Annotated in this window: 10 protein-coding genes; 8 read left to right on the plus strand and 2 right to left on the minus strand. The window is 63.1% G+C overall.

Annotation, left to right across the window (positions count from 1 at the left end; translation table 11 throughout):
- The first annotated feature begins 65 nt into the window (after nucleotides 1-65).
- Genes nuoG through nuoN form a run of 8 tightly spaced genes read left to right on the plus strand, consistent with a single transcriptional unit; the run spans nucleotide 66 to nucleotide 10081 of the window.
- Nucleotides 66-2783, plus strand: coding sequence for an NADH-quinone oxidoreductase subunit NuoG (gene nuoG, locus IFT57_RS13175; RefSeq protein WP_192151674.1), 2718 nt, complete (start codon nucleotides 66-68; stop codon nucleotides 2781-2783).
- Entirely contained in the window at nucleotides 2780-3787 is a 1008-nt protein-coding gene (nuoH, locus tag IFT57_RS13180; RefSeq protein WP_122477741.1) for an NADH-quinone oxidoreductase subunit NuoH, read from the plus strand. Before nuoG ends, nuoH begins: the two co-directional genes overlap by 4 nt.
- Nucleotides 3788-3798: 11 nt before the next feature.
- Entirely contained in the window at nucleotides 3799-4347 is a 549-nt protein-coding gene (nuoI, locus tag IFT57_RS13185) for an NADH-quinone oxidoreductase subunit NuoI (RefSeq protein ID WP_122477739.1), read from the plus strand.
- Nucleotides 4348-4356: 9 nt separating this feature from the next.
- Nucleotides 4357-4854, plus strand: coding sequence for an NADH-quinone oxidoreductase subunit J (nuoJ, locus tag IFT57_RS13190; protein WP_049860090.1), 498 nt, complete (start codon nucleotides 4357-4359; stop codon nucleotides 4852-4854).
- A gap of 4 nt (nucleotides 4855-4858) precedes the next feature.
- Nucleotides 4859-5167, plus strand: a complete 309-nt coding sequence (nuoK, locus tag IFT57_RS13195; protein WP_043190115.1) for an NADH-quinone oxidoreductase subunit NuoK — start codon at nucleotides 4859-4861, stop codon at nucleotides 5165-5167.
- A complete protein-coding gene (nuoL, locus tag IFT57_RS13200; RefSeq protein ID WP_122477737.1) occupies nucleotides 5164-7017 on the plus strand; it encodes an NADH-quinone oxidoreductase subunit L in 1854 nt (617 codons plus the stop codon). The genes nuoK and nuoL overlap by 4 nt, the downstream gene beginning before the upstream one ends.
- 39 nt (nucleotides 7018-7056) lie before the next feature.
- Complete coding sequence (gene nuoM / locus IFT57_RS13205) at nucleotides 7057-8589, plus strand: NADH-quinone oxidoreductase subunit M (RefSeq protein WP_192151675.1); 1533 nt, start codon at nucleotides 7057-7059, stop codon at nucleotides 8587-8589.
- Between the two features lie 7 nt (nucleotides 8590-8596).
- Nucleotides 8597-10081, plus strand: coding sequence for an NADH-quinone oxidoreductase subunit NuoN (gene nuoN, locus IFT57_RS13210; RefSeq protein ID WP_122477733.1), 1485 nt, complete (start codon nucleotides 8597-8599; stop codon nucleotides 10079-10081).
- Between the two features lie 95 nt (nucleotides 10082-10176).
- Here the strand turns inward: nuoN and IFT57_RS13215 are convergent, their stop codons facing one another.
- Nucleotides 10177-12426 carry an ATP-dependent DNA helicase gene (locus IFT57_RS13215; protein WP_192151676.1) on the minus strand — a complete coding sequence of 750 codons (2250 nt, stop codon included), beginning with the start codon at nucleotides 12424-12426 and terminating at the stop codon, nucleotides 10177-10179.
- Nucleotides 12423-14075 (minus strand): VRR-NUC domain-containing protein, encoded by a 1653-nt coding sequence (locus tag IFT57_RS13220; RefSeq protein ID WP_342030350.1) that lies wholly within the window; start codon nucleotides 14073-14075, stop codon nucleotides 12423-12425. The genes IFT57_RS13215 and IFT57_RS13220 overlap by 4 nt, the downstream gene beginning before the upstream one ends.
- Between the last annotated feature and the right edge of the window lie 59 nt (nucleotides 14076-14134).

Below are 14134 nucleotides of genomic sequence, written 5' to 3' on the forward strand. Positions count from 1 at the left end.
CGGGCGAACGACAAGATTTCCATTAGCCACGCCCGCTGACAACGGGCCAACGAAGAACTTGAACCATGGCCACTATCCACGTAGACGGCAAAGCGCTCGAGGTCGATGGCGCAGACAACCTGTTGCAGGCCTGTCTGTCGCTGGGCCTCGACATCCCGTATTTCTGCTGGCATCCGGCGCTGGGCAGCGTCGGCGCCTGCCGCCAGTGCGCAGTCAAGCAATACACCGACGAGAACGACACCCGTGGTCGCATCGTCATGTCGTGCATGACACCCGCCACCGACAACACCTGGATCTCCATCGAAGACGACGAATCCAAGGCGTTCCGCGCCAGTGTCGTCGAATGGCTGATGACCAACCACCCGCACGACTGCCCTGTGTGCGAGGAAGGCGGTCACTGCCACCTGCAGGACATGACCGTGATGACCGGTCACAACGAGCGTCGCTATCGTTTCAGCAAGCGCACCCACCAGAATCAGGAGCTGGGTCCGTTCATCGCGCATGAGATGAACCGCTGCATCGCCTGCTATCGCTGCGTGCGCTTCTACAAGGACTACGCCGGCGGCACCGACCTGGGCGTGTTCGGCGCCCACGACAATGTCTACTTCGGACGGGTCGAAGACGGTACCCTGGAAAGCGAGTTTTCCGGCAACCTCACCGAGGTCTGCCCGACCGGTGTGTTCACCGACAAGACGCACTCCGAGCGCTACAACCGCAAGTGGGACATGCAGTTCGCCCCGAGCATCTGCCATGGCTGCTCGAGCGGTTGCAACATCAGCCCGGGCGAGCGCTACGGTGAGCTGCGCCGCATCGAGAACCGCTACAACGGTTCGGTGAACCACTATTTCCTGTGCGACCGCGGCCGTTTCGGCTACGGCTACGTCAACCGCACCGATCGCCCACGGCAACCGCTGCTGGCCGAAGGCAACCGCAAGCTGAGCCTCGACGAGGCGCTGGACAAGGCTGCCGAGCTGTTGCGCGGCCGCAACATCGTCGGCATCGGCTCGCCACGGGCCAGCCTGGAAAGCAACTACGCGCTGCTGGAACTGGTCGGTGCCAAGCACTTCTACAGCGGCATCGAAGCCGGCGAGCTGTCGCGCATCCGCCTGGCCTTGCAGGTGCTGCAGAACAGCCCGTTGCCGATCCCGAGCCTGCGCGAGGTCGAAGACCACGACGCGGTGTTCGTGTTGGGCGAAGACTTGACCCAGACCGCCGCGCGCATGGCGCTGGCACTGCGTCAATCGGTGAAGGGCAAGGCGGAGGCGATGGCCGAGGCCATGCGCGTTCAACCTTGGCTCGACGCTGCCGTGAAGAACATTGGTCAGCATGAGCTGCATCCATTGTTCATCGCCAGCCTGACCGACACCAAGCTCGACGATGTCGCCGAAGAATGCGTGCACGCCGCGCCCGAAGACCTGGCGCGCATCGGCTTCGCCGTCGCCCATGCGATCGACCCCAGTGCTCCGGCCGTCAGCGGCCTGGACAGCGAGGCCCTCGAGCTGGCCCAGCGCATTGCCGATGCGCTGGTGGCTGCCAAGCGTCCGCTGGTCATCAGCGGCACTTCGCTGGGCTGCAACGCCCTGATCGAAGCGGCAGGCAACATCGCCAAGGCCTTGAAGGGCCGCGACAAGGCCGGCTCGCTGAGCCTGATCGTGCCGGAAGCCAACAGCATGGGCCTGGCGATGCTGGGCGGCGAGTCGGTGGACGACGCGCTGCAAGCCGTGATCGACGGTCACGCCGACGCACTGGTGATCCTGGAAAACGATTTGTACACCCGTGTCGATGCCGCCAAGGTTGACGCCGCGCTGAACGCCGCCAAGGTAGTCATTGTTGCCGATCACCAGCACACCCGCACCGTCGAGCGCGCCCATCTGGTCTTGCCGGCCGCCAGCTTCGCCGAAGGCGATGGCACCCTGGTCAGCCAGGAAGGCCGCGCCCAGCGGTTCTTCCAGGTGTTCGATCCGGTCTACCTGGATTCCAGCATTCTGATCCACGAAGGCTGGCGCTGGCTGCATGCATTGCGCAGCACGCTGCTGAACCAGCCGGTGGACTGGACCCAACTCGACCATGTGACCGCTGCAGTGGCCAACAGCACCGCGCAACTGGCCCGCATCGTCGACGCCGCGCCGTCGGCCTCGTTCCGCATCAAGGGTCTGAAGCTGGCCCGCGAACCGTTGCGCTACAGCGGTCGTACCGCCATGCGCGCCAACATCAGCGTGCACGAGCCACGGACATCGCAGGATACCGACACCGCCTTCTCGTTCTCCATGGAAGGCTACTCGGGCTCGGTCGAGCCGCGCCAGCAGGTGCCGTTCGCCTGGTCGCCAGGCTGGAACTCGCCGCAGGCCTGGAACAAGTTCCAGGACGAAGTGGGTGGCCACCTGCGTGCCGGTGACCCTGGCACACGCCTGATCGAAAGCCAGGGCGATGGCCTGGGCTGGTTCGCCAGCGTACCGGCGGCCTTCTCGCCCGCTCGCGGCACCTGGCAGGCAGTGCCGTTCTATCACCTGTTCGGCAGCGAAGAAAACTCTTCCCGCTCCGCACCGGTGCAGGAGCGGATTCCGGCCCCCTATATCGCGTTGGCCAAATCCGAGGCGGATCGTCTGGGCGTCAACGATGGCGCGCTGCTGAGCCTCACCGTCGCCGGCCAGGCCTTGCGCCTGCCGCTGCGCATCAGTGAAGAACTGGGCGCAGGCCTGGTGGGTCTGCCCGCTGGCCTGGCGGGCATCCCGCCGGCGTTTGCCGGCGCATCCGTCGAAGGCCTGCAGGAGGCAGCACAATGACCTGGTTCACCCCTGAAGTGATCGACATCATCATCGGTGTGGTCAAGGCCCTGGTCATCATGCTGGCGGTGGTCGTTTGCGGCGCATTGCTCAGCTTCGTCGAGCGCCGCCTGCTGGGTTGGTGGCAGGATCGCTACGGGCCGAACCGGGTCGGTCCGTTCGGCATGTTCCAGATTGCCGCCGACATGCTGAAGATGTTCTTCAAGGAAGACTGGAACCCGCCCTTCGTCGACAAGGTGATCTTCACCCTGGCGCCGGTGGTGGCCATGAGTGCCTTGCTGATCGCCTTCGCGATCATCCCGATCACCCCCACCTGGGGCGTGGCCGACCTGAACATCGGGCTGCTGTTCTTCTTCGCCATGGCCGGTTTGTCGGTGTATGCCGTTTTGTTCGCCGGTTGGGCCAGCAACAACAAGTACGCCCTGCTGGGCAGCTTGCGGGCCTCCGCGCAGACCGTGTCGTACGAAGTGTTCATGGGCCTGTCGCTGATGGGTATCGTGATCCAGGCCGGCTCGTTCAACATGCGCGACATCGTCGAGTATCAGGCGCAGAACCTGTGGTTCATCATTCCGCAGTTCTTCGGCTTCTGTACCTTCTTCGTCGCCGGCGTGGCGGTGACTCACCGTCATCCGTTCGACCAGCCGGAAGCAGAACAGGAATTGGCAGACGGCTACCACATCGAATACGCCGGCATGAAATGGGGCATGTTCTTCGTCGGTGAATACATCGGCATCATCCTGATCTCGGCCTTGCTGGTAACGCTGTTCTTCGGCGGCTGGCACGGGCCGTTCGGAATTCTGCCGCAACTGTCGTTCGTCTGGTTCGCACTGAAAACCGCGTTCTTCATCATGCTGTTCGTACTGCTGCGCGCGTCCATCCCGCGCCCTCGCTACGACCAGGTAATGGATTTCAGCTGGAAGTTCTGCCTGCCACTGACCCTGATCAACATGCTGGTGACCGCCGCGATCGTGTTGTTGAACACGCCCGCCGGCACGGTTCAGTGAGGAATTGACCCATGTTCAAATATATCGGTGACATCGTAAAAGGAACGGGTACGCAGCTGCGCAGCCTGATCATGGTGTTCGGCCACGGTTTCCGTAAGCGCGACACCCTGCAATACCCCGAGGAGGCGGTGTACCTGCCGCCGCGCTATCGCGGCCGTATCGTCTTGACCCGCGACCCCGACGGCGAGGAACGCTGCGTGGCCTGCAACCTGTGCGCCGTGGCCTGCCCGGTGGGTTGCATCTCGTTGCAGAAGGCAGAAACCGAGGACGGTCGCTGGTACCCGGACTTCTTCCGGATCAACTTCTCGCGCTGCATTTTCTGTGGCCTGTGCGAGGAAGCCTGCCCGACGACCGCGATCCAGCTCACACCGGACTTCGAGATGGCCGAGTTCAAGCGTCAGGATCTGGTCTACGAAAAGGAAGATCTGCTGATCTCCGGACCCGGCAAGAACCCTGACTACAACTTCTACCGCGTAGCCGGCATGGCCGTAGCCGGCAAGCCCAAGGGCGCCGCGCAGAACGAAGCCCAGCCGATCAACGTGAAGAGCTTGCTCCCTTAAGGAAGAAAGATGGAATTCGCTTTCTATTTCGCGTCGGGTATCGCGGTGGTGTCCACCCTCAGGGTGATCACCAATACCAACCCCGTACACGCCCTGCTCTATCTGATCATCTCGTTGATCGCCGTGGCGATGACCTTCTTCGCCCTCGGTGCGCCGTTCGCCGGCGTGCTTGAAGTGATCGCCTACGCCGGCGCCATCATGGTGCTGTTCGTCTTCGTGGTGATGATGCTCAACCTGGGCCCGGCCTCGGTGCAGCAGGAACGCGTGTGGCTCAAGCCGGGTATCTGGGCTGGCCCGGTGTTCCTCGGTGCCTTGTTGCTGCTCGAACTGCTGTACGTGCTGTTCGCCAACCCCAGCGCTGCCGGTATCGGCCAGACCACGGTCGATGCCAAGGCAGTCGGCATCAGTCTGTTCGGCCCCTACCTGCTGGTGGTTGAACTGGCGTCGATGCTGCTGCTGGCTGCAGCCGTGACGGCGTTCCACCTCGGCCGTACGGAAAAGGAGTAAACAGATGCCCGCTATCCCTCTCGAGCATGGCCTGGCTGTCGCCGGCATCCTGTTCACCCTTGGTCTGGTCGGCCTGATGGTCCGCCGTAACATTCTTTTCGTGTTGATGAGTCTGGAAATCATGATGAACGCCTCTGCCCTGGCGTTCATCGTGGCGGGCGCACGCTGGGGTCAGCCCGATGGACAGATCATGTTCATCCTGGTGATCACCCTGGCAGCGGCCGAGGCCTCCATTGGCCTGGCGATCCTGATGCAACTGTATCGCCGCTTCCACACGCTCGACATCGACGCTGCCAGTGAGATGCGCGGATGAACCTGATCTTCCTGACCTTCGTATTCCCGCTGATCGGCTTCCTGCTGCTGTCGTTCTCGCGCGGGCGCTTCTCGGAAAACCTCTCGGCGCTGATCGGCGTCGGCTCCATCGGCCTGTCGGCGGTGGTTGCCGCTTACGTCATCTGGCAGTTTAACGTTGCCCCGCCCGAGGGTGGCGTGTACACCCAACTGCTGTGGCGCTGGATGGCGGTGGACGGGTTCGAACCCAACTTCACCCTGTACCTGGACGGCCTGTCGATCACCATGCTCGGTGTGGTGGTGGGCGTAGGCTTCCTGATCCACCTGTTCGCCTCCTGGTACATGCGTGGTGAAGAGGGCTACTCGCGCTTCTTCGCCTACACCAACCTGTTCATCGCCAGCATGCTGTTCCTGATCCTGGGCGACAACCTGCTGTTCATCTACTTCGGTTGGGAAGGCGTGGGCCTGTGCTCGTACCTGTTGATCGGTTTCTACTATGGCAACCGCAACAACGGCAACGCAGCGCTCAAGGCGTTCATCGTGACCCGTATCGGCGACGTGTTCATGGCCATCGGCCTGTTCATCCTGTTCCAGCAACTGGGTACGCTGAATATCCAGGAACTGCTGGTACGGGCGCCGGAACATTTCAAGGTCGGTGACTTCTGGATCGTGCTGGCCACGTTGATGCTGCTCGGCGGTGCCGTCGGCAAGTCCGCGCAACTGCCCCTGCAGACCTGGCTGGCAGACGCCATGGCCGGTCCTACCCCGGTGTCGGCACTGATCCACGCCGCCACCATGGTAACCGCTGGTGTCTACCTGATCGCCCGGACCCACGGGCTGTTCGCCCTGGCCCCGGACATCCTGCATCTGGTCGGTGTGGTCGGTGGTGTCACGCTGGTCCTGGCCGGCTTCGCTGCGCTGGTGCAGACCGACATCAAGCGTATCCTGGCCTACTCGACCATGAGCCAGATCGGCTACATGTTTCTCGCCCTGGGCGTCGGTGCCTGGGACGGCGCTATCTTCCACCTGATGACCCACGCCTTCTTCAAGGCGCTGCTGTTCCTCGCCTCGGGTGCGGTGATCGTCGCCTGCCACCACGAGCAGAACATCTTCAAGATGGGTGGCCTGTGGAAGAAACTGCCGTTGGCCTACGCCAGTTTCATCGTCGGCGGCTCTGCCCTCGCGGCATTGCCGTTGCTGACGGCCGGCTTCTATTCCAAGGACGAGATCCTCTGGGAAGCCTTCGCCAGCGGCAACAACGGCTTGCTGTACGCCGGCCTGGTCGGTGCGTTCATGACCTCGCTGTACACCTTCCGCCTGATCTTCATCACCTTCCATGGCGAAGCCAAGACCGAAGCACACGCCGGCCACGGCGTTGCCCACTGGCTGCCGCTGGGCGTGCTGATCGTGCTGTCGACCTTCATCGGTGCCTGGATCCATCCGCCATTGGCGGGCGTGCTGCCGCAGAGCGTCGGTCATGCCGGCGGCGAGGCCAAGCACAGCCTGGAGATCGCCTCGGGCGCCATTGCCCTGGCCGGTATCCTGCTGGCAGCCATGCTGTTCCTCGGCAAGCGCCGCGTTGCCACGGCCGTGGCCAACAGCGGCATCGGCCGGATGCTGTCGGCCTGGTGGTTCGCCGCCTGGGGCTTCGACTGGATCTACGACAAGCTGTTCGTCAAACCCTACCTGCTGATCAGCCACCTGTTGCGCAAGGACCCGGTTGACCAGGTGATTGGCTTGATCCCGCGTACGGCCAAGGGCGGCAACAACGCCATGAGCCGTACCGAGACCGGTCAGTTGCGCTGGTATGCCGCTTCGATGGCCGCTGGCGCCGTGCTAGTGCTCGGCGCCGTCGTGCTGGCGGCGGTCTGATATGAATCCTGTGACTTTGCGAAAGGAAACGAGCCCGTCATGATTTTGCCCTGGCTGATCCTGATCCCCTTCATCGGCGGCCTTCTGTGCTGGGTAGCGGAGCGCAGCAGCGCTACCCTGCCCCGCTGGATCGCATTGCTGACCATGTTCCTGGAACTTGCGCTCGGCCTCTGGCTGTGGGGCAACGGCGACTACACCCTGGCGCCTGCGCCCGGCACGGAACCTGTCTGGGCCTACGAATTCAAGCTCAACTGGATCCAGCGCTTCGGCATCAGCGTACACCTGGCGCTGGACGGCCTGTCGCTGCTGATGATCCTGCTCACCGGCCTGCTGGGTATCCTCTCGGTCCTGTGCTCGTGGAAAGAGATCCAGCGCCACGTCGGCTTCTTCCACCTCAACCTGATGTGGATCCTGGGCGGCGTGGTCGGTGTGTTCCTGGCGCTGGACCTGTTCCTGTTCTTCTTCTTCTGGGAAATGATGCTGGTGCCGATGTATTTCCTCATCGCGCTCTGGGGTCACAGCTCCTCGGATGGCAAGAAGACCCGGATCTACGCCGCCACCAAGTTCTTCATCTTCACTCAGGCCAGCGGCCTGATCATGCTGGTGGCGATCCTCGGCCTGGTGCTGTTCAACTACAGCAACACTGGCGTGATGACGTTCAACTACAGCGACCTGCTCAAGGCGCAGTTGCCGGAGCATGTCGAATACCTGCTGATGCTCGGCTTCTTCATCGCCTTCGCGGTGAAGCTGCCGGTGGTGCCGTTCCACTCCTGGTTGCCCGATGCTCACGCCCAGGCGCCTACCGCGGGCTCCGTGGACCTGGCCGGTATCCTGCTGAAAACCGCCGCCTACGGCATCCTGCGCTTCGCCCTGCCGCTGTTCCCCAATGCCTCGGCAGAGTTCGCGCCGATCGCCATGACCCTAGGTCTGGTGGGCATCTTCTACGGCGCCTTCCTGGCGTTCGCGCAGAGCGACATCAAGCGCCTGATCGCCTTCTCCAGCGTCTCGCACATGGGCTTCGTGCTGATCGGTATCTACTCCGGCACCCAGCAGGCCCTGCAGGGCGCGGTGATCCAGATGCTCGCCCACGGCTTGTCGGCAGCGGCGCTGTTCATCCTCAGCGGCCAGTTGTACGAGCGTCTGCACACCCGCGACATGCGTGAAATGGGCGGGCTATGGTCGCGCATTGCCTACCTGCCGGCCATCAGCCTGTTCTTTGCCGCTGCCTCGCTGGGCCTGCCGGGCACGGGCAACTTTGTCGGTGAGTTCCTGATCCTGCTGGGCAGCTTCACCGTCGCCCCGTGGATCACTGCCATCGCCACCTCCGGGCTGGTATTCGGTTCGGTGTACTCGCTGATCATGATTCACCGAGCCTACTTCGGCCCCTCCAAGTCGGACGCGGTACTGGCCGGCATGGACAACCGCGAACTGATCATGGTGCTGGGCCTTGCGGGCCTGCTGATTCTGCTTGGCGTCTACCCGCAGCCTTTCCTCGACACCTCCGCTGCCACCATGACCGGTGTGCAGCAGTGGTTCGGCACCGCCTTCACTCAACTCGCTTCGGCCCGGTAAGAGCGCTATGGACCTGACGATTCAACACTTTATTGCGCTTGCGCCGCTGCTGATCACCACCGTCACCGTCGTTGCGGTGATGCTGGCGATCGCCTGGCGGCGCAACCATTCGCAAACCTTCCTGCTCTCGTGTGCGGGCTTGAACCTGGCGCTGCTGTCGATCCTGCCGGTGCTCAAGCTGACGCCCATGACCGTGACGCCGTTGTTGCAAGTGGACAACTTCGCCGCGCTGTACATGGCGCTGATCCTGGTTGCCACACTGGCCTGCGTGACCCTGGCACACGCCTACCTGGGTGATGGCGCTACCGGCTATCCCGGCAACCGTGAAGAGCTTTACCTGCTGATCCTGATGGCCGCGCTGGGTGGCTTGGTACTGGTCTGCGCGCAGCACCTGGCCGGCCTGTTCATCGGCCTGGAACTGCTCTCGGTACCCACGTACGGACTGATTGCCTACGCCTTCTTCAACAAGCGCTCGCTGGAAGGCGGCATCAAGTACATGGTGCTGTCGGCCGCAGGCTCGGCGTTCCTTCTGTTCGGCATGGCGCTGTTGTACGCCGATGCCGGCAGCCTGAGCTTTTCCGGTATCGGCCTGGCCCTGGCCGCCACCGGCGTGCCGAGTGCGCTGGCGCAACTGGGCCTGGCGATGATGCTGGTGGGCCTGGCGTTCAAGCTGTCGCTGGTGCCCTTCCACTTGTGGACACCCGACGTGTACGAAGGCGCTCCGGCGCCTGTCGCTGCGTTCCTGGCCACTGCCAGCAAGGTCGCGGTGTTCGCCGTGGTGGTGCGCTTGTTCCAGCTGTCGCCGGCAGCCAGCAGCGGTGTGCTCAGCGATGTGCTGGCGGTGATTGCGGTGGCATCGATCCTGATCGGCAACCTGCTCGCGGTGACCCAGAGCAACCTCAAGCGCCTGCTGGGTTATTCGTCCATTGCCCACTTCGGTTACCTGCTGATCGCGCTGGTAGCTAGCAAGGGCCTGGCCCTGGAAGCCATCGGCGTCTACCTGGTGACCTACGTGATCACCAGCCTGGGTGCGTTTGGCGTGATCACCCTGATGTCCTCGCCGTACAACGGCCGCGACGCCGATGCACTGTACGAGTACCGTGGCCTGTTCTGGCGCCGTCCGTACCTGACGGCGGTACTGACCGTAATGATGCTGTCGCTGGCGGGCATTCCGCTGACCGCTGGTTTCATTGGCAAGTTCTACATCATCGCCACAGGCGTGGAATCGCAACTGTGGTGGCTGACCGGTGCGCTGGTGATCGGTAGCGCCATCGGCGTCTTCTACTACCTGCGCGTGATGGTGACCTTGTTCCTGATGGAAAAGAACCTGCGTCGCACCGATGCCCCGCTGAAGTGGGAACAGCGCACCGGTGGTGTGATGCTGCTGGCCATCGCCGCCCTCGCCTTTCTCCTGGGCGTGTACCCGCAACCGCTGCTGGAGCTGGTGCAGCATGCCGGGTTCCAGTTGGGTTCGGTGGTTGTGAAAGGCTGAAGATCGGCTGCATGAAAAAACCCGCTTCGGCGGGTTTCTTTGTGTATCCGTGGCGGCCTCTTCGCGGGCAGAGCCCGCTCCCACATAGCCGAAAACTAAACCGCCCACCACCGCGGAAACAGGCTCTTGACCCGCGCCTCGGCAAAGCGGTCGTCGATAAGCACTACCACCCCCCTGTCGTCCTGACCACGGATCACCCGTCCTGCCGCCTGCACCACCTTGCACAAACCGGGATACAGGTAGGTGTAGTCATACCCCGAACCAAACAGGGTATTCATGCGCCCCTTGATCTGCTCGTTGACCGGGTTGAACTGGGCCAATCCAAGGGTAGCGATAAAGGCGCCGATCAAGCGCTTGCCGGGCAAATCGATGCCCTCGCCAAACGCACCGCCAAGCACCGCAAAACCGACGCCCTGACTGGTCGAGGTGAAGCGGGCAAGAAAGTCACGCCGTGCCCCTTCATCCATCTTGCGTGCCTGGGCCCACTGCTCGATGTTCGGGTAGCGCTCGGCCAACAGTGCCTCGACCTGCTGCAGGTAATCGAAACTGCTGAAGAACGCCAGGTAGTTGCCCGGCTGCGCCAGATACTGCTTGGCAATCAGTTCCACAATGGGCCCCAGCGACGCTAGTCGATGGTTGAAGCGCGTGGAGATGTCGTCGACGATGCGCACTTCCAACTGCTCGGCACTGAACGGCGACTGCACGTCGATCCACGCATGGTCCTTGGGTAGCCCGAGCAGGTCGGCATAGTAGCGTCGCGGGCTGAGCGTCGCGGAAAACAGAATGGCACTGCGTGCTGCGGCGATGCGCGGCCCCAGCAAGGGCGCCGGGACGATATTGCGCAGGCACAGCTGCGACTGCACACGCTTGCCCGAACCGTCGCGGCGAGTCACGTCGAATACATAGTGCTCATCGAACAGCTCGGCGACACGGGTGAACTGCAACGCCTGGAAATAGAAGTCCAGCAGTTGCGGGTCGATGCCTTGGGGCTGCGCATTCATTTCGTCGCCAATCAGACTGATGCAGTGCAGCAGCGCCAGGATCAACTTGTCCGGCAGACGCGCGTGCGCCTGGTATGGCCCCGATTGCTCGGCGTGCAGCGCGTTCCACTCCCGATTCACACGTTGCAGCGGACTCTTGAGCTTGCTTGGCGGCGCTGCGCGCACGGCCTGCAGCGTGCGCTGGTCGAGGGTGGCGCTGTACATGCCGCGCGCCCGCTCGACCAGATTATGCGACTCGTCGACCAGCACTGCCACACGCCACTGGCGCTCTTGAGCCAGACCGAACAGCAGGGCATTGAGGTCGAAATAATAGTTGTAGTCGCCGATGACCACGTCCGCCCAACGGGCCAGTTCCTGGCTCAGGTAATACGGGCAGATGCGGTGCGCCAGGGCGGTCTGGCGCACCTGTGCCTGATCCAGGATCTGCAAGCGCACGGCGTCTTCGCGAGCCGCCGGCAGCCGGTCGTAGAAGCCCTTGGCCAATGGGCAGGATTCACCGTGACAGGCCTTGTCCGGATGCTCACAGGCCTTGTCCCGCGCGACCATTTCCAACGTGCGAAGTGGCAGGCCTGGCTGGCGATGCAATTGCGCCACGGCCTCCAGCGCCAGGGCACGACCGGGGCTTTTGGCGCTGAGAAAGAAAATCTTGTCCAGTTGCTGCGGGACCATCGCCTTGAGCAACGGAAACAGCGTGGCCAGGGTCTTGCCGATACCGGTGGTGGCCTGGGCCATCAGGCAGCGCCCGGTGCTGACCGCCTTGTAGACGGTTTCCGCCAATTCGCGCTGACCGACGCGAAAGGCCGCATGGGGGAAAGTCAGTGCCCGCAGCGCCGCATCGCGCTCGGCGCTACGGGCCAGCTCCTGACGCGCCCATTGCAGGAAGCGCGAACACAGCCGTTCGAAATGTGCCTCCAGCTCCTGCGCCTGGCACTGCTGGCTGAATACGGTCTGCTTGTCGTAATCGACATCGAAATACACCAGGGCAACGTCCATGCGCGTCAGCTGCAACTGCTGACACATCAGCCAGGCATAGACCTTGGCCTGGGCCCAATGCAATTGGCGATGATTGTCGGGCTGCAGGTCGAGGTCACCGCGGTGGGTCTTGATCTCTTCCAGGCGGTTCAGCGCCGGGTCATAGCCATCGGCACGGCCGCGCACCTGCAACTCATGGTATTGGCCGCTGAGGGTGACTTCGCTCTGGTAGCCGGCTTCGCGGCCCTGAGTCACCCGGCGATGGCCGAGCATGCCCTCCTGGGCCGACGGCGAGGGTGTGAAGCGCAGGTCGAGGTCACCCGCCTTCGCCGTGAACTCGCACAAGGCCCGTACGGCCACGGTGTAGCTCACGCGGGCTGTCCTGCCCACTCCACGTAGCAGACCTGCACCGGCAGGGAATGGCGGGCACAGAATTCCAGCCAGCGCAGTTGATTGTCCTGCAGGCGGTCGCCGGGCCCCTTGACCTCGATCATCAGGTAGCGGCCTTCGGCGGGCCAGAACTGAATGAGGTCAGGCATGCCGGTACGGTTGGCCTTGACGTCTTCCAGCACGCGGTCGAAACAGTGTTTGAGGTGCTGCGCGGGAATACAGCCCAATGCGAGTTCGAGCAGGGTTTCGTCGAGCATGCCCCAGTGCACGAAAGGCGATTGCAGGCCCTGCTTGTCCCGCCAGGTCTGGCGGATGGTGTGCTTGTAGCGCCCATCGTCGAGCTCGCCCAGACACGCGTCGAACAGCGCACTGCGACGCTGGCGGAAGTCGGGCTGATGCAAGTCGGCCGGGCCGTTCTGGAACGGGTGAAAAAACGCCCCTGGCAACGGTGCGAAAATCGCCTTCCAGCACAGCAGGCCGAACAAGGCGTTGAACAAGGTGTTCTCGACATAGTGCACCGGCGCATCTTCACTGTGCAGCGACGCGGCCACCCGCCGCTCGACGCTCAAGCGCTGTTCGCAGAGCACCAGTGTCAGATCCAGGCGCGCGACTTTTGCAGCGTGGCGCTTGGGCTGGGCAGGCAAACCCAAATGCCGACGCAGGCGCGGCAGCATACGCGGCAGTTGCTGCGCCTCGGCCGGATTGAGCGGGGCCAGGCTGGCCTGCTCGGCCAATTCCAGCGCCTGGCTGTATTCACCGCGCAGCTCGAGCACGCGAATGATCCGCGCACGGGCCTGGGCGAACGCGCAACTGCGGTACACCACCAGGGCCTGCTGCAGATCCTGCTGACGCTCGCAGGCATAGCCCAGGCGGAACAGCAGCTTCTGCCGACGGCTCTGCAACCAGGATTTGTCCGTGGTCACCGCCAGCAGTTGACGGTGAATGTCTTCGCACGGCAGCCCGGCTTCGATCGCTTCGCTGCACGCATGCAGCGCCAGCCCGGCCGCCACGTCGTCGCGGTGGGTCAGCCCCCTTGACTCGGGCGCCAGCTGCACTGCCTCGTAGCGATACACCCCCAGGTCGGCCAGCACGAACTCGGTCCAGCCTTGATGCAGATTGCCGAAGAACAGCAACCGCAGGCGGTCACAGAGCGCTTGCACCGTCAGGCAGTAGAGCGTGTCGACCAACGCTGGACACCAGCTCCGAAACGGCTGCACGGGCCAGTCGTGTTCGGCAAGGGCCAGTAGCAGTTGTGGCTTGGGCAACGATGGCTTGGCGAGGTGGGTCGCGAAACAGCTGACGATTTCCGGCTTGAGCAACACTTCACCCACCTGCTGCAGCGTCAGCGGGGCTTGATCGGTTAGATAACCGCTGGCCAGCAACGGTCGCGCCGCCGCGTCTGGACAGCCGATCTCGGCGTACTCGAGGCGACTGGCGCGGAACATCTCGCCCTTGCGCATGATCATGCGCACCAACAGTGCCTGGGACGGCTGCGGCAGTGCGTCGAAACGCTGAATGAAGCTCAGCTCCTCGGCATCCAGCACGTCCAGGTAGCGTTGCTCCAGCCACGCCAGTACGCGACGGAAATTGGCCAGGTAGTAGAAGGGGTCTTCGAGCGCTGCAAATGCCACGTTTTCGCCAAACCAGTGTCGTGAAAGCCACTGTTTATACATACAGAAAAAAGCCAAGG

The organism is Pseudomonas sp. CFBP 13719 (assembly GCF_014842095.1).
GTDB lineage: Bacteria > Pseudomonadota > Gammaproteobacteria > Pseudomonadales > Pseudomonadaceae > Aquipseudomonas.

Coding starts and splice junctions, on each gene's coding strand:
- nuoG (WP_192151674.1), top strand. CDS start 66: ATGGCCACTATCCACGTAGACGGCAAAGCGCTCGAGGTCGATGGCGCA.
- nuoH (WP_122477741.1), top strand. CDS start 2,780: ATGACCTGGTTCACCCCTGAAGTGATCGACATCATCATCGGTGTGGTC.
- nuoI (WP_122477739.1), top strand. CDS start 3,799: ATGTTCAAATATATCGGTGACATCGTAAAAGGAACGGGTACGCAGCTG.
- nuoJ (WP_049860090.1), top strand. CDS start 4,357: ATGGAATTCGCTTTCTATTTCGCGTCGGGTATCGCGGTGGTGTCCACC.
- nuoK (WP_043190115.1), top strand. CDS start 4,859: ATGCCCGCTATCCCTCTCGAGCATGGCCTGGCTGTCGCCGGCATCCTG.
- nuoL (WP_122477737.1), top strand. CDS start 5,164: ATGAACCTGATCTTCCTGACCTTCGTATTCCCGCTGATCGGCTTCCTG.
- nuoM (WP_192151675.1), top strand. CDS start 7,057: ATGATTTTGCCCTGGCTGATCCTGATCCCCTTCATCGGCGGCCTTCTG.
- nuoN (WP_122477733.1), top strand. CDS start 8,597: ATGGACCTGACGATTCAACACTTTATTGCGCTTGCGCCGCTGCTGATC.